Below are 16,402 nucleotides of genomic sequence, written 5' to 3' on the forward strand. Positions count from 1 at the left end.
GGGTGATTGGCGGCGCCATCTGCGGCTGGTGCATGACGGCGTTGCCTTCGGCGCTTCGGCATAATCCTGGCGCATGGCCGGTTCGCGCTCCGGGCGGGCGGAAGGGGCCGATTTCGGCGGTTTTCTCCTCGTCAGGCCGCCATCGCTGGATTAATAGCCGTGCTTATGATTTCGGCCGCGCCGATCGCGCTGCCGGGAAAGGTCGAGGCCGTGCAACGCTCCAAACTCCTGCCGCTGATCGTCGCCTGCGCACTGTTCATGGAGAACACCGACTCGACCGTGATCGCGACCTCGCTGCCGATGATCGCGCAGTCGCTGGGCGAGGACCCGATCGCGCTGAAGCTGGCGCTCACCTCCTATCTGGTCAGCTTGGCGGTGTTCATTCCGATTTCCGGCTGGATGGCGGACAAGTTCGGGGCGCGGACGATCTTCCGCTCGGCGTTGTGCATCTTCATGCTCGGCTCGATCTGCTGCGCGATGTCGAACTCGCTGGGCGCCTTCGTGGGAGCGCGCTTCCTGCAGGGCATGGGCGGGGCGATGATGGTGCCGGTCGGCCGGCTCGTCATCCTGCGCAGCGTCTCGAAGGCGGAAATGGTGGGCGCGCTGGCCTATCTCACCGTGCCGGCGCTGGTCGGGCCGGTGGTGGGGCCGCCGCTCGGCGGCTTCATCACAACCTATTTCGACTGGCGCTGGATCTTCTTCATCAACATCCCGATCGGGCTGGTCGGCATCGTGCTGTCGAGCCTGTTCTTCGAGGATATCCGCGAGGAGGATGTCGCGCCGCTCGATGTCAAGGGCTTCGTCCTGTCGGCCTTCGGCTTCGCCAGCCTGATGATGGGGCTGGCGACGGGCGGGCGGCACCTGGTGCCGCAGGCGGTGTCCTATGGCTGTGCGATGGCCGGCGTCGCGGCCCTGATCGCCTACTGGTTCCATGCCAGGCGGGTGCCGCACCCGGTGCTGAACCTCTCGCTCTTCCGCATCCCGACCTTCCGCATCGGCGTGATCGGCGGCTCGATCTTCCGGACCGGGATCGGCGCGATTCCGTTCCTGCTGCCGCTGATGCTGCAGCTCGGCTTCGGGCTCGACCCGCTGCAATCGGGCCTGATCACCTTCGCCTCGGCGGCCGGGGCGTTGATCATGAAGACGCTGGCGCGCACCATCCTGGCGCAATACGGCTTTCGCCGCGTACTGACGGTCAACGCGCTGCTGGGCTCCGCCTTCCTGGCGGCGTCGGGCCTGTTCACGCCCTCGACACCGCACGCGATCATGCTCTCCGTGCTGCTGATCGGCGGCTGCTTCCGCTCCTTGCAGTTCACCGGCATCAACGCGCTGAGCTATGCCGATGTCTCGAATCGCGACATGTCGGGCGCCACCAGCCTGTCGAGCGTCGCGCAGCAGCTCTCGCTCAGCATGGGCGTCACCATCGGCGCCTTCGCGCTGGAGGCGGCCAACGCCTTCCATGGCGGGCGGGCGCTGGCGGCGGGGGATTTCTGGCCGGCCTTCGTCATCGTCGGGCTGATCTCGGCCTCCTCGGCGCTGTGGATGGCGCAACTCGCCCATGATGCCGGCACGGAGGTTTCGGGCCACAGGCCGGTCAGCAAGCGCAAGGTCACCGCAGAGGCGATCGCGGACCAGAAGCCGCTGGAGTGAGCGGCTGGACCGGCCGACCCCTTTTCAGCCCGGCCAGAGCAGCCGGCCGAGCTCCTGCAGGGTTCCCGCTCTCGCGGGCCAGCCCGGGATCGCGATCTGGCGCATCGGGTCGCTGGCCCGGTGCAGGAAGACCAGTGTCAGCAGCCTTTGCCGCAGCGCGTCGTCGAGACGGCCGGGACCATAGCCGTAGCCGGCGAGGAGCGCGGCGAGCCGGCCAGGCTTGCCCTGCACCATGAAGGCGCTCGGGCCGAGCAGGTCGTACTCCCCCAGGCCCGCGAAGACGTCGCCGAAATCGAACAGCCCTGACAGGTGCCAGCCATCGGCGCGCTCCTCGAGCAAGAAGTTCTCGGGGATGTATTCGCCCGTCAGGATCACCGGCGCGACGTCGAGCGGGATGGTGGCGGGCACCGCCGCGAGCAGCGCATCGAGATCGGGGAGGTAGCGCTCCGGCAGGCCCCGTCTGATCTGGCGATCGCGGCAATGCGCCACCTGCCCGGCGACGAGATCGGGCCAGCGCGGCCCGAGCGCCGCGATCGGCCCGGGCGGGACGGCCTGGACCGCCGCGATGGTGGCGCCGATTTCGTGCAGGATCCGCTCCTTGTCGGTCTCGGGCAGGCCCGGCCAGAGATCGGAGCCGAGAGCGCCGCCGAGCCGCGACATGGCGAGCCAGGGCCAGCCGTCCCGCTCGCCCTCGCCCAGCAGCTCGGGAATAGGCAAGGGCAGCCTGCCGGCGAGCTGACGCAAGGTGGCGCGTTCGGCCAGGAACTGCCCGCGAAGCTGCGGCGGGAAGATCTTGAGGATCAGCGAGGGACCGAGGCCGAGGACAAGGTTGGTCCCGGTCCGGAAGATCGTGACCTGCCCGGTGGGCAGGTCCGCCTCGCGCGCGATGTCCAGGGCCGCCGCCAGCCATCCCGCAGGCTCGGCGCGCCACGCATCGAAGGCATCGAGATCCGCAAATTGCGGCAGGCCGAGCGTCATTCGCTCTCTGCGCCGGCAGGCTTTCGCCGATAGCCCGTGGCCAGCACGTAGAGCTCGGACGAATCGGCCCGGCTCGCGGCCGGCTTGACGTTGCGCACCGTGGTGAAGTCCTGCTTCAGCCCGGCGAGGAGCTCGGCGCTCTCGCCGCCCTGGAACAGCTTGGCGAGGAAGAAGCCGCCCGGTGCCAGCACGTCATGGGCGAACTCCAGCGCGGCCTCGGCGAGCCCGATGATCTTGAGGTGGTCGGTCTTCTTGTGGCCGGTGGTGTTGGCCGCCATGTCCGACATGACGCCGTCGGCCCGGCCGCCCAGCCGCTCGGTCAGCAGCGCGGGCGCCTCCTCGGCCATGAAATCCATCTCGATCAGCTCGACGCCGGGAATCGGATCGACCGGCAGCAGATCGATCCCGACGATGGCGCCCTTGCCCTTCTCCAGCCCGATCCGCGCGGCCGCGATCTGGCACCAGCCGCCGGGCGCGCAGCCGAGGTCGAACAGGCGCTGGCCCGGTTTCAGGAACTTGTAGCGGTCGTCCATCTCCTCGAGCTTGAAGGCGGCGCGGGAACGATATCCCTTCTCCTTCGCCCGCTTCACATAAGGGTCGTTGAGCTGGCGCTCCAGCCAGAGCTGCGAGGAGTGCTTGAGCTTGCCGGCCTTCTTGACCTTGACGCGCATGTCGCGCGCGCCGGCCCCGGTCTTGCCGCCGGCGCCTCCCGATCGTGCGTTGCTCATGGTTTCAAATCCAAACTGTCCTGGCGCATTTTCTTTACGCGAACCGGTGTCCACTTCGCTCGAAAATGCCCTATCTGCGCCGCCACCAGGCGCGGTCCTCATGCATCATGCGCAGCAGGATGCCCTCGCGCAGGCCCCGATCGGCGATGCGCACGCGCTCGCTGGGGAAGGCGCGGCGGATCGCCTCGAAAATCGCGCAGCCCGCCAGCACCAGATCGGCCCGGTCGCGGCCGATGCAGGCATTCGCCGCGCGTGCGGCATAGTCCATCTCGATCAGGCGGTCGATGACGCTGAGCACGTCGTCCTGCTGCATCCACAGCCCGTCGACCTCGCGCCTGTCATAGCGCGGCAGTCCGAGATGGATGCCGGCGACGGTGGTGACGGTGCCGGAGGTGCCGAGCAGGTGGAAGCCGGCGGCGCCGGAGGCACGGGCCGCCTTCGCGGCGAAGGGCTCCAGCGCCTGGGCGCAATCGGCGACCATGCGCTCGAACAGCTCGCGGCCGACATCGACGCCGCCATAGCGTTCCGCCACGGTGACCACGCCGATCGGCAGCGAGGCCCATTCGCGGATGCGGGCGGCGGGGTCGCGCGCCTCGTTGCGCCCGCCCAGCCAGATGATCTCGGTCGAGCCGCCGCCGATGTCGAAGACGATCGCGCTTTCGGCCTTCGGATCGACGAGAGCGGCGCAGCCGGAGACGGCGAGCGAGGCTTCCGTGCGCTGGTCGATGATCTCCAGCGCGAGTCCTGCCTCGGCCGAGACGCGGCGGACGAATTCGAGCCCGTTGGTGGCGGCGCGGCAGGCTTCGGTGGTGACGAGGCGGGCGCGGGTAACGCCCCGATTCGCCATCTTGCTGCGGCAGACCTTCAGCGCATCGACCGCCCGGTCCATCGCCGCATCGCCCAGCTTGCTGCTGGCTCCCAGGCCTTCGCCCAGGCGCACGATCCGCGAGAAGGCGTCGACGACACGAAAGCCATGCTGCGCCGGGCGCGCGATCAGCAGGCGGCAATTATTGGTGCCGAGGTCGAGCGCGGCATAGGTGGCCCCGTGCGGCCGGGCGCTTTGCGGCGCACCATGCTGGCGGTGAGCGGCCACAGCGGCAGCGGCGCCGGCCCGCCAGGGATCGACACTCGATTTTGGCGGCGCCGCATGTGCGGCGCCCGCTTGCTGCCGGTCTTCGACCGCCACGATCCATTCCTTCGACCTGCCGGGCCTGGACGCTCCGGCAGGGCCGCGCTCCAGCGCGGCTTCCGCTTCGCCAACGAGCTAACTACAGCGCAAGCCCCGTGCCAAGGGGAAGTGCAGCTCGGCGGGTTGTGGCCTTGCACGACACGGCGGGCCTCGGCAGTCTCCGCCGGCGCCGCAGAGCGCCGCAGAGAGCCGGAAGACAGGGCAGGAAACGACGATGAGCGCCAGACATATCCTCGCGATCGACCAGGGCACGACCTCCTCGCGCGCGATGATGTTCGATGCGAGGCTTCGGATCGTCGCCAGCGCCCAGAAGGAGTTTCCGCAGCATTTCCCGGCCTCCGGCTGGGTCGAGCACGAGCCGGAGGACATCTGGGACACCGTGCTGTCCACGGCCCGCGAGGCCATGAGCCGGGCCGGTCTCACGGCGCAGGACATCGCCGGCATCGGCATCACCAACCAGCGCGAGACGACGCTGATCTGGGACCGGCGCACGGGACGCGCGATCCACCGTGCCATCGTCTGGCAGGACCGGCGCACCGCGGCCCATTGCGCCAGGCTGGTCGAAGCCGGGCATGAGGAACTCGTCGCGAGCCGCACCGGCCTGCGGATCGACCCGTATTTCTCGGGGACCAAGATCGCCTGGCTGCTCGACAACGTTCCCGGAGCGCGGCGACGGGCGGAAGCGGGCGAACTCGCCTTCGGGACGATCGATTCGTTCCTGCTCTGGCGGCTGACCGACGGGAAGGTCCATGCCACCGACGCGACCAATGCGGCGCGCACCATGCTGTTCGACATCGGCCGCGGCGCCTGGGACGAGGAACTGCTGGCCCTGCTCGACATTCCCGCCGCGCTGCTGCCGGAGGTGCGCGACTGCGCGGCGCATTTCGGCGACACCGCGCCCGAGCTGTTCGGCGCGCCGATCGCGGTGCGCGGCATCGCCGGCGACCAGCAGGCGGCGACGGTGGGGCAGGCCTGCTTCGACCCCGGCATGGTCAAGTCGACCTATGGCACCGGCTGCTTTGCGCTGCTCAACACCGGCGGCTCTCCCGTCCGCTCCGGCAACAAGCTCCTGAGCACGATCGCCTATCAGCTGGACGGCAGGCGGACCTATGCGCTGGAAGGCTCGATCTTCATCGCCGGCGCGGCCGTGCAATGGTTGCGCGACGGGCTCGGCATCATCGAGAAGGCGAGCGAGACCGGGCCGCTGGCGGAAGCCGCGGATCCGGCGCAGGACGTCTATCTCGTGCCGGCCTTCGTGGGATTGGGCGCGCCGCACTGGGATTCAGCGGCCCGCGGCGCGATGTTCGGCCTCACGCGCGGCACAGGGCCGCGCGAATTCGCCCGCGCCGCGCTGGAAAGCGTCTGCTACCAGACGCTCGACCTGATCGACGCGATGCATGCCGACTGGCCGGGAGCCGACAAGGGCAAGCGGGCCGTGCTGCGCGTCGATGGCGGCATGGTGGCCTCCGACTGGACGATGCAGCGCCTCGCCGACATCCTCGACCTGCCCGTCGATCGCCCGACCGTGCTGGAGACGACGGCGCTGGGCGCGGCCTATCTCGCCGGGCTCGAGGCCGGGCTGCTGCCCGAGCCGGACCGCTTCGCCGATCAATGGCGGCTGGAGCGCCGGTTCAGCCCGGCGATGGCCGGCAGCGAGCGCAAGCACAGGGTGGCGGGTTGGCGCGATGCGGTGCGCAGGACGCTGACGAAGGGGTGAAGACCGACCCTCTGCGCCTCCGTCATTGCGAGCATTGCGAAGCAATCCAGACGGGATTGGGCGGCAGGTTCACCTTGCCTCCCTGGATTGCCTCGTCGCTTCGCCCCTCGCGATGACGGCGGTATGCGCCTGTCAGCCTTCAATAGCTGGCATCGAGAAGGCCGTTGACGGCTCGGACGAGGCCGGCCGGCCGTGATGGTGCCGTGCGGCGCGCCAGCAACCGAATCCGCCGGGGTTCGCCCGGGGCGAGATGGAACCAGCTGTCCTGCGGCCGCCAATGCGGGTCGACGATCTCGACCGACTGGGCGAAGCGCTGGACCGAGACCAGCAGGGTCCAGCCCTCGCCCTGCGCTTCGAGCGTCGCCTCCAGCCCCAGATCGTGCCGCTCATGGCCGCGGCCGAGCGGGAAATGGAAGGCCTGCGCCAGCACGGCGCCGCTGTCCGCGTCGCGCAGCACGGCCGAAGTCACGTCATGGCCGGGCGGGCCGAAGCGGTAGGCATAGCTGATGTCGAAGAAGCGGCCGATGAGGTCGAAAGCGGACAGGGTCCGGGCCGAGCGGGCCTCCAGCGCGATCTCGCGCCGGGCCTTGACCACGGCGGTGCGGCCGTCGCGCCAGCAGGTCAATTCGAGATGCGTGGCAAGCGCTTGGGGCTTTTCGTTGATGAGGTGGATCGCGAGGCCGTTGACGCCTTCGTCGGTGAGCGCGAGCTGCACCGGCCGGAAGGCGCGCTTCAGCCCGTGCCAGGCGGATTTCGGCTCGCCGTCGCTGGCGATGACGCCCCAGCCGGCACCGGGCTGCAGATCCTGCAACAGCCAGACCAGCGCGCCGCGTGTCGGCGAGGCGGGGCGGCGCCATTCGGCGAAGCTCTCCTCCATCACCTCGGCGACCGTGGCGCGGGAGAGGGCGAAATAGCGTTCCGGGTCCTCGCGGCGCAGCCGTATCGGGTCGAGCCCGTAGAGCCGGCCGAGATAGTGGTCGCGGACGTCCTCGAAATCCCAGGAGGCAGAGGCGTCGCGCGGGACGCCACGCTTCCAGTCGGGATGATGGGTGATCGCCGGCGGGTGCCCGCTGCTCAGCGACACCTCTTCGGGCACGTTGGCGAAGGCCAGGCATTCGGCTGCGAAGCGCACCTCCGCCCGGCGCGCATCGTCGAGATCGCGCAGATAGGCGCCGACGCCATAGTAATGCGTCACGCCGGCATTCGCGACGAAGGGCAGGGCGCCGCCCGAGGGCGAGTTCGGCACATAGGCGATGTCCGGCCTCCTGTCCGCGAGCGCAGCCGGCAGGATCTCGTCGAAGACCGGGCCGGACCATGCCTCCGGCGGCGCACCGAGCATCGCTGCCTGCTGGAAGACCTCGCTGCCGCCACAGAGCACGACGAGGCTGGGCGAGGCCTGCGTCCGGTCCAGCAGCTGATCGGCCTCGGCGCGGATGGCGTCGCGGAAACCGGAATCGGCCTGCGGATAGTCGAAATTGGCCAGCGCCATCTCCTGCCAGACCATCAGGCCGAGCTCGTCGCAGAGCGCCAAGAAGGCATCGTCCTCATAGGCCATGACACCGGGCAGGCGGATCATGTTCATGCCGGCCTCGCGCGCCAGCCTGAGCCAGGGCTCGTAGGCCCCGCGTCCCCCGGCGAGCGCCGTCACGTCGGCGCTGCTCCAGCAGGCGCCGCGGCAGAACACCGGCACGCCATTGACGATGAGGCCGAAGCCCTGGCCGTCCGCGCCGCGATCGACCGCCAGCGAGCGGAAGCCGATGCGGCCGAGGTCGATGGTTTCGCTGCCGAGCGTCACGGTCAGGCCGTGCAGGGCCGGCTCGCCATGGGTATGGGGAAACCAGGGTGCGATGCCGGGGAGGGTGAGGGTTCCTGTGAGGGTGTTCGGGGCGGTGAGGCGGAGAGGGGCTGCCGCCTCGGCGCAATTCAGGGTGACGGACCCACCGTCGGCCAGGGCTTCGCCCAGCGTGATCGTCAGCGCGACGGTCCCGGTGCCCCCCTCATAGGTCGTCTTCAGGTCGATGGCCGTGATCGCGGGGGCGGTTTGATCCCGCTCCACCCGCCATATCGGCCGATAAGGCCCCGTCGGCAGGCCGGGCGGGTTCCAGCCGGGAGCCGAGCCCAGAGCCGTGGTGCGGAACCAGCGCAGGCCGTTGGGCTGGATCATCGCCGGGCGCCAGCGGGAGCGCCGCGGGGCGGCGGCGAGCCTGGGATTGAGCGCGCGGAAGCACAGCGCGATCTCGGCGCCGGCCGCAGCCGCGACGGCGATCTCGATGGCCATGAACATCGAGGCGCTCTCGGCGCGTTTCTCGCCGTCGATCCAGATCTCGGTGAGGGTGGCCAGCCCTTCGAAGCGCAGCACGCCCGCGAGCGGCTCGCCAAGGCGGGTGCGGTACCAGTGGTCCTGATCGGCGATGGCGGCGGCGCTGGCATCGGTCAGCCGGCCTTGCCGGCGCAGCGTGCCGGCGACCGTGCCGGGCATGACGGCCTCGTGCCAGCCTTCGCCCGGCAGCGCCGAAGGGGTGTCGACGGCGCTGGCGGTCGTGGCGAGCCACTCCCAGCCCGGAAGGGGCGCGACGCTTTCGCCGGTGCGGGCGACGATGCGGGCCATGCTCAGCCCGTCAGGCGGCGCGCCAGCGCTTCGCCGACTTCGTCCCAGGCCGTCGCGAGGTCGCCGAGCGCGTTGTCGAAGCGCTCGAAGCGCTTCTGCTTCATGGCGCGGGCGAGGTGGAACTGGGCGATCTTGCTGCCTTCCGCGATGCGCAGGGCCGCGTCCCGGGCTTCAGTGAAGGCGCTCGCATCGAGCCAGTCCAGATGGCTTGCCAGAAGCTCGAAATTCGCCCCGAGCTGGCGCAGCGTGTTGAAGGCATAGAGATGGAAGGCCTGGCCCGGCCGCTCGGCCAGCGCCTCGGCCTGCGCCATCGCCACGGCACGGTAGGCCGCGACCGGATTCGCCGCCGGGCGCCGCGCCCAGTGGCGGGCGAGCAGGCGCAGGGCGGTGGCCTTCAGATGGGCTTCGGCGGGCGGGTTCGCCGGCAGGCGCGCCATCTCGGCATAGGGGAACAGCGTGTCCTCGCGTTGCTGGCCGGGCAGCAGGCGGAAGAGCCCGTCGAAATCCTCAGCCTGGGCGCGGTGGAAGCCGTCATTGTGGAAATAGTCGAGCTGCCGGCCGGCGCGATCGAGCCGGTTGACCGCGATCGTCGTCTTGCCGTGGCTCTCGCGGTAGGAGAGGCCCTGCGTGTCCGGCATGTAGAAGGAATCGAGCTCGATCAGCACGAGCCGGCCGCGCGCGATCTGCTGCTCGATATGCCCGATCAGATCGTCGTAGAGCGCCAGTTCCGTGACCTGGAGCCCGTAGAGCGCCTCGAGATCGTCCAGCGGCGGCTTGAAGAAGGTGAACTGGTCGCCCTCGAAATCCTGCGCCACGGTGAAGCCGAAGGCGGCGGCGGGCTCAGTGCCCAGCGCGTGCAGGATCTCGATCCAGAGATCGGCATAGCAATTGGTCTGCGGCCAGTGGCGCTCGCCCGCATGCATCGCGTGGGGGCTGTAGGCCAGCGGGTCGACCGGCAGCAGGGCCTTGGCGCTCGGCTTTTCGAGCGCGGAATGGGCGGTCATGCGCCGCTTCCCTTCGCTTGTGGCGTCGTCTCGACGCTGTTCATTCGCGCGGTCGTCCCAGGCTTGACCGGGATCCATTCCGGAACGCTGCCGATGCAGGTTCAGGCATGGGTCCGGGATCTCCGCATTGCTGCGTCCGGGATGACGCGGCGGTTCATGCGCAAACCGGAACCATCAGCCCCAGAGCACGTCGCGCACGGCCTTCGGCCAGGCCTCGACGTCGTAGCCATGGTGCCTGAACAGGGCGAGCGCCACGCGCTCCATGCCGAAGCCGACGCAGGCGGTGTGCGCGGTCTCGCCCGCGGCGGTCTGGATGCCCCAGGTCGTGCCGAAATGGTCCTGATGGTAGTTGAAGGAGAGGCAGGCGGTGGGCTTCTCCTTGCTCTCGATCGGGATCAGCAGCTCGAACTTCAGGCGCTGGTCGCGCTGGTTGTTGGCGAGCATGCGGCCGGCGCGGCCGAAGAAGGGGTCGTTGGCGACGTCGACATCCAGCGGCACGCCGAGCGACTTCATCATCGCCTGCCCACGCTCCAGCCAGGTGGCGCGGAACTCGGTGACCTGGTCGGGCGTGCCGAAGCGGACATATTCGCGCATCCGGAAGAGCTGCATCCGCGCCGGGTCCTTCGAGGGCTCGTGGCGGAAGCAGTACGACTGCAGGTCGAACAGCGCGCCGTCGGCCTTCAGAGGGCCGCGCTTGGCGACGACCGGATAGAGCGGGTAGCAGGCGGCCGGCGTCAGCACGACCTCGGTCGAGACCTGGCCGTCGGTCCAGTCCACCCCGTCCGCCACGTTATGCAGCAGCTGGGCATGGGCGCGCTCGTCGCCGGCGAAGGAATGCACCGTGCCGGCGAGCTGCGGGAAGCTTTTCAGATAGCCGCTCTTCTCGAAATGCTTGCGGCTCATGGCGGGGGGAAAGCGCACGATCTCGGCGCCGTCCTGCCCGCCATAGCGGGTGATCAGGTCATCGAAGCGGGCGATGACCTCCTCGAACAGCCCGCTGCGGCCGTAGAGCCCGTCGACGCCGGTGTCGATCAGCAGGCCGGTGTCGATCAGTTCCGCGAGGAAGCCCTGCGGCTGGGGGCAGTTCTGGCACATTCAGATCACCGGGAAAGGCTGGAATCGTGCTTGTACACGGCCAGCAGGTTGGAGGTGTTGCCGAGGATGCGGTCGTTGTTGATCATGATCGGGGCCGAGAGCGCATCGCGCATCAGCCGCGCCAGGCTCAAGGGACTGTCGTTGCGATAGCCCTGGATGCCGCAGATCAGGAAAGCCTGCGTCACGATCTCGCCGACGCTTTGCGAGGCGGCGATCTTGATGCTGTTCATGGCGACGACGAAGCCCATCGAGGAGAGCTCGTCGGCATCGCCGCGGGCGCGCTCGTAGCGGTCCAGCCCGGCGACGATCAGCGCCTTGAACTGCTGGAGCTTGGCCAGAAGCTCGGCCAGGCGCAATGCGCTCGGCGGGGTGGAGCCCGGCTTCTTGCGGGCTTCCGTCCGCACGAAGCTCTCGCAGCGGGCCACGGCCTCGGCCGCGATGCCGTACCAGATCGCCGCCCAGAGCAGATGGGCATGGGCCAGCATGGACTGCGCCGCAATCTCGGCGAAGGGGGTCGGGATCACCTGCGGCAGCGGGGCGCGGCCGGCAAAGGTAAAGTTGTCGGAGCAGGTGCCGCGCATGCCCATCGTGTCCCAGACATGGCTGCGCTCGAGCCGGTACTGGTCGCGGGTCATCACCGCCATCACCTGGTCGGAAGGCGGGGCCTCGGGCGTGCGGCGGGCCGTGATCAGGATGGCGTCGGCCTGCGCCCCATAGGAGATCAGGCAGCCTTCCTTCTCCAGCGTGAAATCCTCGCCGTCGCGCACCACGCCGCAGACCGAGCTGCGCAGGTCGCCGCCGACGCCGCCGCCCTCGGTGGTGGCCGAGGCCAGCAGCAGCTGCTCGCGGGCGATCCGCTCCATGAAGCCGGCATGCCAGGGATCGTCGCCGCAATGGACGACGAGGCTCGACGCCTTGATCTGGTGCATGGCGTAGACCATCCCGGTCGAGGAGCAGGCCTGCGACAGCACCGAGCAGATTTCGGCGATGGTCGGCAGGCTCGCCTGCGCGCCGCCCTGGGCGGCCGGGATCATGATGCCGAGCAGGCGCTCGCGCTTGAGCGCCTCGAACGCCTCGTGCGGAAAGCGGGAATTCGCATCGACATCGGCCGCATGCTCGGCCGCGATCTTCGCGACCTTGCGGGCGGCGGCGATCATCGCCTTTTCCGCGGCGGCCGCGCCGGCGAAATCGACGAGGACAGGAGCGGGGGCGCCGGCCCCGGACTCCGGCGCAGGCTGGGAGCGCAGGGCGGGGGCGGCCATCAGGCGTGCTCGCTCAGGATGCTCTGGAGCGCCTGCTCGATCCCGGAGATCGAGGCGAAGTTGCGCCGGTTCATCATCTTGTCGGGGAATTCGAGGTCGAAGGCCTCCTCCAGCGCCATCATCAACTCGACGGTCCCGAACGAGGTCAGGCCGGCGTTGAAGAGGTCGTCGTCGTCGCGCAGGGTCGCGACATCGACGGGCAGCTTGGCGGTCTTCGTCAGGATTTCACGGATCTTTGTCTTCATGGCCTGCCCTTTCTCGCGCCGCGCCCCGTCTGGCCTTCGGAGGATCTCGGAGGACCGATATCCTGGCCGATGAAGGCGGGGCGCGCGGCTCTGCTTGCTGTTGACGCTTGTTGTTGTCGTTGCGGCAGGTATGGCGCGAGGACTTTAATTTGGTCTTGCGACGATCTTCAAAACCCAGGCGAGCAACGCCAAAAAGGCGTGCGATTTCGCGCCGTGGTAAATGAAGTTGCTGCCGATATGCCGCCTGCGCGGTCCCGGGCGGAACGTTCCCGGGGCGTTCGGCCCCGGCTATGCGAAGGACGGGGCGGGGTGAGCGACGGGAGCCGGTGCCTGCCGCTCGGCGAGGTCGGCAGGTTGTGTCTGGTCGCCGTCGCTGGACCCCACCATGAACCAGAGCAACGCGGCGGTCTTGATCGAATAGACCGAGTCGCTGACCAGCATGAGCAGGCAGATATAGGTCGCGACGGCGGCGCGAAGGCGCCAGGCCCGTGCCGAGCGCTCGGGCATGAAAATGAACAGGCTCCAGAAGCCGATGACACCGACAAGCCCGATCTGGTTCAGCGAATAGGCATAGCCGCAATCCGAGAGGAAGGGCTTTTCGGGGGAAAGCCCCCAGACCGCCTCCGGCGACAGGGAGGTGATCAGCCTGGCCGCCCAGAGCATGCGCCCGCCCAGATTGTTCTGCCAGTTCACTTCGGCGCTGACGAAGCCGTAGATGGCCAGCCCGCTCATCACGGCGAAAGGGGCGGCGAGCCAGACGAAGCGGGGCGTGAGCGGGGCAACGAGCCAGGCGAAGGTGGCGATGATGCAGACATTCGCGCCGAAGCGGGAGTCGCTCAGGATGATGGCGAAGGCGCCGGCTGCCATCGTCAGCCAGCGATGGCGCATGCCCTTGCGCGCGAGCGCCCAGATATAAAGGATGGCGCCGAAATTGCCGGTCGAGATCGGCTCGAGGAAGACCGATGAGGCGCGGTGCGGCCCGAGAAAGGGCAGGAGGGTGCGCGAGTCGGGCCTGAGGCCGCTCTGGAACAGGGCGCCTGTATCGGGCTTCACGTCGCTTGGGGCGACCGTGCCGCGCGCCACGTAATATTTGATGATGTTGAAATACTTCACATAGACGTCGAGCGCGGCGAATTCGAAGATGCCGAAGATGATGACGATGATCCCGCAGATCAGCGCGGCGCGGTCGGCGATGCGGATGTCGTTGCAGGTTCGGCCGAGCAGATAAAAAGCGATCGGAATGAGAAAGTCACGCACCGCCTTGGGGTCGAGCTGCGGGCGCAGCGCCATCAGCAGCGCCGCATAGGACAGGAAGACCGCGAGGACGACATAGGGCCCGGTTTTCCGTCCAAGGCCGAGATAGAGGGCTATGGCGACGAGGACGACCTCGCAGCCCATCACCATCACGTCGTTGACGCCGAAGACGTTGGTGTTGATGAAGCACAGCGCCATGTTGAAGGTCAGCGCGCCAACCAGCAGCAGCAGCGGCAGGATCGGAGCCGGTGCGCCAGGCACCGACGGGGCGGCCGACGCGTCGCTCATGTCAGCCGGCCTGGCGGAAGCGGCTGAGCCAGCTCACCTTGCCCGCCTCGCGGGAGGGGCTTCCGGCCGGATCCGCCACCACCAGCGCGACGATGCGGCTGCGCTCCGGCGCGGCGCGGTCCGCCGCTTCCTGCAGCGCCTCGAGGGTCTGGCCGGCGACAGCCGTGGCGAGAACGACCCCATCGGCATCCGCATGAGCGCGGCCCTCCGCGGTGGCCGGGCGCATGATGATGAAGCTGTGACGCCGGCGGGCGGGCTTGGGCTCGTCCTCGCCGATGCGGCGAATGCTGAGGTGGCGGCTGCCGACATCGCCCTGATAGATCAGGACGCTTTCGCCGCGCAGAGCGAGTTCCTGCGCGAGCTGGTCTGCGATGGAATCCAGCGTCGCCGCGGGCAGGGAGCCTGTAACGGTGATCGTGGCCGGGAGCCGCTCGCCGAACCGCTGCTCCAGCGTGTCGGCGACCGGGCGCAGGGCGGCACGCTTCTCCGCCTGCGCCTCCGGCAGCGAGACCACGGTACCGATGCCGAGGGCGGCAGCGGCACTCGCCGGCGTCGGTGGCGACGAGGGCTTGGGGCGGGTGGGAAGCTTCGGCAGGCGCGGGAGGCGGGCCGACAGGGTCGGCAAAGGGGGCAGCAGACCGCCCTTCGCAGGCAGGAGCTCGAGTAGATAGGCGAGCCCCAGCCCGAGGCAGGCGCCGAAAAGCAGCGCTGCCCCCAGCACCAGCGCCAGTGGCGGCTTGCTGGAGACGACCGGCGGAACGGCCTCGGACAGCAGGCGGGAGTTGTTGGTCTCGATCTTCTTCTGCTGGTCCAGTTCCTTCGCGCGCTGCAGCGAGGCGTTGTAGACGACGCGGATGGCCTCGGCCTCGCTCTGCAGCTGGCGCAGGCGGATCTGGGCGGCACTGCTGACCTCCTGCGTGCGCGTCAGCTCGCTGGCGCGCCTTTGCAGATTGGCGAGGTTGGCCTCGGCCTGTCGATAGCCCTCCTGCGCTGAGGCGCGGATCCGGGTCAGCTCGGAGGTCATCAGGCGACGCGTTTCGGCGAGTTCGGAGCGCAGCTCGATCATCCGGGGATGCTGCGGCGCCAGCGTGCCGCCCAGACTCGCGATCTCGCGGGAGGTCTGGGCGTATTGCCCCTTGAGCGAGGTCAGCGAAGAGGAATTCGCCGCCTCGGGCAGCGCCTCCGCAAGGGCGATAGGGTCGCTGCCGACGCGGCTCAGTTGCTCGCGCCTGGCCTGCTGGCGAGCCACCTCGGCGGTCGCCTGACCGATCTGGCTGTAGAGGTCGCGCAATTGCTGGGTGACGACCAGCCCGCTTTCGCCGGTGCTGATGAGCCCGTTCTTGCTGCGGAACTCGTCAGCGGCCCGCTCGGCCTCGTCGAGCTGGGCACGCAGGCCCGAGATCTGGCCGATCAGGGAAGCGTTGGCGCGCTCCACCGCCGAGCGGCGCCCGTCGATGCCCTGCTGCAGATAGGCCTGCGCCAGGGTGTTGGCGATCTCGGCCGATTTTTGCGCATTTGGATGCGAGACCGTGATGCGGAAGACGAGGGAGTTGTCGACGCGCTGGATCACGATCGCGCGCTTCAACCCGTCGATCGCCGAGGCGAAGCGCTCGGCCGGCGTCGGCTGCGCGATCTTGCCGAGCAGGCGGGTCAGCAGGCCGGGCGCGCCGGCGATGGCGGGGTCGTCGACCAGCCCCAGATCGTCGACGACCTGCTTGAGCACGCCCGACGAGACCATGATCAGGGCCTGGCTGTCGACATTGGCGAAGTCGATCGACGCGGAGGTGTCCGTCCGGACGATATCCTTGCCGACGACCTGAAGCGCCGTGGGATCGACGAGGACCTCCGCGGTGGCCCGGTAGACGGGGGGCCGCGTCGCGGCGTAGGCGAAGGCGAGGAGCATGCAGACCGCGATGCTGGCCAGCACCAGCCTGCGCCGGCGACGCAGCAGTCTCAGCATCTCGGGCAGGCTGAACGCCATGGCGGGCCTGGCCGGCGCCGCTGCAATGGTCTGTTCGCCGGCCTCCAAGGCAGCAGCCTGCACCCGCGTCCTCCTCGTTAGTCCGACTCTGCCGCCCGGTCCGCATCGGGCCGAACACCGGCGTCAACGCCGCGTCGCCATGCTTGGGACGCCACGGTTAAGATTCGGATAACCGCAAGGTTAGGATTTGACCGGGAAATCCCGTCTTATCCCTTTGCCGGGATTAACTAAATCGGCGCAGGATTCCTGCGTCGGCGTTCCCGCCGGGCCGCAGAGATGTTAGCTCAACTTTGAGGAAAATTGTCGGCTCCGCCCCTGCGCCGGATCGACGGTTTTCCCGTTTCGGCCATCGCGGTCACGTGGCGTTTACGATCGGATCGGAAACGTGGGTTCGGCTCACATT

12 protein-coding genes are annotated in these 16,402 nt (G+C 68.9%); 2 read left to right on the top strand and 10 right to left on the bottom strand.

Annotated elements, in window-relative coordinates; all coding sequences use genetic code 11:
• The first annotated feature begins 210 nt into the window (after window positions 1–210).
• Window positions 211–1,650 (top strand): MFS transporter, encoded by a 1,440-nt coding sequence (locus BW981_RS15100; protein WP_076440782.1) that lies wholly within the window; start codon window positions 211–213, stop codon window positions 1,648–1,650.
• 24 nt (window positions 1,651–1,674) lie between these two features.
• On the opposite strand, the gene BW981_RS15105 is transcribed toward BW981_RS15100, so the two are convergent.
• From BW981_RS15105 to BW981_RS15115, 3 genes are all read right to left on the bottom strand, one after another.
• Entirely contained in the window at window positions 1,675–2,628 is a 954-nt protein-coding gene (locus BW981_RS15105; RefSeq protein WP_076440639.1) for a phosphotransferase family protein, read from the bottom strand.
• Window positions 2,625–3,356, bottom strand: a complete 732-nt coding sequence (locus tag BW981_RS15110; RefSeq protein ID WP_076440641.1) for an RlmE family RNA methyltransferase — start codon at window positions 3,354–3,356, stop codon at window positions 2,625–2,627. The genes BW981_RS15105 and BW981_RS15110 overlap by 4 nt, the downstream gene beginning before the upstream one ends.
• 70 nt (window positions 3,357–3,426) lie before the next feature.
• Window positions 3,427–4,542 carry a Ppx/GppA phosphatase family protein gene (locus BW981_RS15115; protein WP_076440644.1) on the bottom strand — a complete coding sequence of 372 codons (1,116 nt, stop codon included), beginning with the start codon at window positions 4,540–4,542 and terminating at the stop codon, window positions 3,427–3,429.
• 217 nt (window positions 4,543–4,759) lie between these two features.
• Between BW981_RS15115 and glpK the strand changes: the two genes are divergently transcribed.
• Window positions 4,760–6,262: a glycerol kinase GlpK gene (gene glpK / locus BW981_RS15120; protein WP_076440646.1), complete on the top strand. Its 1,503-nt coding sequence runs from the start codon at window positions 4,760–4,762 to the stop codon at window positions 6,260–6,262.
• 139 nt (window positions 6,263–6,401) lie between these two features.
• On the opposite strand, the gene BW981_RS15125 is transcribed toward glpK, so the two are convergent.
• From BW981_RS15125 to BW981_RS15155, 7 genes are all read right to left on the bottom strand, one after another.
• Entirely contained in the window at window positions 6,402–8,870 is a 2,469-nt protein-coding gene (locus BW981_RS15125) for a glycosyl hydrolase 2 galactose-binding domain-containing protein (RefSeq protein ID WP_076440648.1), read from the bottom strand.
• 2 nt (window positions 8,871–8,872) lie between these two features.
• Window positions 8,873–9,874 carry a DUF1839 family protein gene (locus tag BW981_RS15130; RefSeq protein ID WP_076440650.1) on the bottom strand — a complete coding sequence of 334 codons (1,002 nt, stop codon included), beginning with the start codon at window positions 9,872–9,874 and terminating at the stop codon, window positions 8,873–8,875.
• A 174-nt stretch (window positions 9,875–10,048) separates the two neighbouring features.
• Complete coding sequence (locus BW981_RS15135) at window positions 10,049–10,969, bottom strand: amino acid--[acyl-carrier-protein] ligase (protein WP_076440652.1); 921 nt, start codon at window positions 10,967–10,969, stop codon at window positions 10,049–10,051.
• 5 nt (window positions 10,970–10,974) lie between these two features.
• Window positions 10,975–12,126 (bottom strand): acyl-CoA dehydrogenase family protein, encoded by a 1,152-nt coding sequence (locus BW981_RS15140; protein WP_076440784.1) that lies wholly within the window; start codon window positions 12,124–12,126, stop codon window positions 10,975–10,977.
• 104 nt (window positions 12,127–12,230) lie between these two features.
• The gene (locus BW981_RS15145; protein ID WP_076440654.1) at window positions 12,231–12,476 is read right to left on the bottom strand and encodes an acyl carrier protein; all 246 of its coding nucleotides are present in this window, start codon (window positions 12,474–12,476) and stop codon (window positions 12,231–12,233) included.
• 288 nt (window positions 12,477–12,764) lie between these two features.
• Complete coding sequence (locus BW981_RS15150; RefSeq protein WP_076440656.1) at window positions 12,765–14,018, bottom strand: hypothetical protein; 1,254 nt, start codon at window positions 14,016–14,018, stop codon at window positions 12,765–12,767.
• A gap of 1 nt (window position 14,019) precedes the next feature.
• Window positions 14,020–16,062 (bottom strand): GumC family protein, encoded by a 2,043-nt coding sequence (locus tag BW981_RS15155; protein ID WP_139333782.1) that lies wholly within the window; start codon window positions 16,060–16,062, stop codon window positions 14,020–14,022.
• Window positions 16,063–16,402 lie beyond the last annotated feature (340 nt).

Source organism: Allobosea sp. TND4EK4, from assembly GCF_900156025.1.
In the GTDB taxonomy this organism is placed as follows: Bacteria; Pseudomonadota; Alphaproteobacteria; order Rhizobiales; family Beijerinckiaceae; genus Allobosea.

What these genes read in the sequence shown, in the direction of transcription:
- BW981_RS15130 (WP_076440650.1), bottom strand. Translation starts at nt 9,874, where the DNA reads ATGACCGCCCATTCCGCGCTCGAAAAGCCGAGCGCCAAGGCCCTGCTG.
- BW981_RS15125 (WP_076440648.1), bottom strand. Translation starts at nt 8,870, where the DNA reads ATGGCCCGCATCGTCGCCCGCACCGGCGAAAGCGTCGCGCCCCTTCCG.
- BW981_RS15145 (WP_076440654.1), bottom strand. Translation starts at nt 12,476, where the DNA reads ATGAAGACAAAGATCCGTGAAATCCTGACGAAGACCGCCAAGCTGCCC.
- BW981_RS15150 (WP_076440656.1), bottom strand. Translation starts at nt 14,018, where the DNA reads ATGAGCGACGCGTCGGCCGCCCCGTCGGTGCCTGGCGCACCGGCTCCG.
- glpK (WP_076440646.1), top strand. Translation starts at nt 4,760, where the DNA reads ATGAGCGCCAGACATATCCTCGCGATCGACCAGGGCACGACCTCCTCG.
- BW981_RS15110 (WP_076440641.1), bottom strand. Translation starts at nt 3,356, where the DNA reads ATGAGCAACGCACGATCGGGAGGCGCCGGCGGCAAGACCGGGGCCGGC.
- BW981_RS15135 (WP_076440652.1), bottom strand. Translation starts at nt 10,969, where the DNA reads ATGTGCCAGAACTGCCCCCAGCCGCAGGGCTTCCTCGCGGAACTGATC.
- BW981_RS15140 (WP_076440784.1), bottom strand. Translation starts at nt 12,126, where the DNA reads ATGATCGCCGCCGCCCGCAAGGTCGCGAAGATCGCGGCCGAGCATGCG.
- BW981_RS15105 (WP_076440639.1), bottom strand. Translation starts at nt 2,628, where the DNA reads ATGACGCTCGGCCTGCCGCAATTTGCGGATCTCGATGCCTTCGATGCG.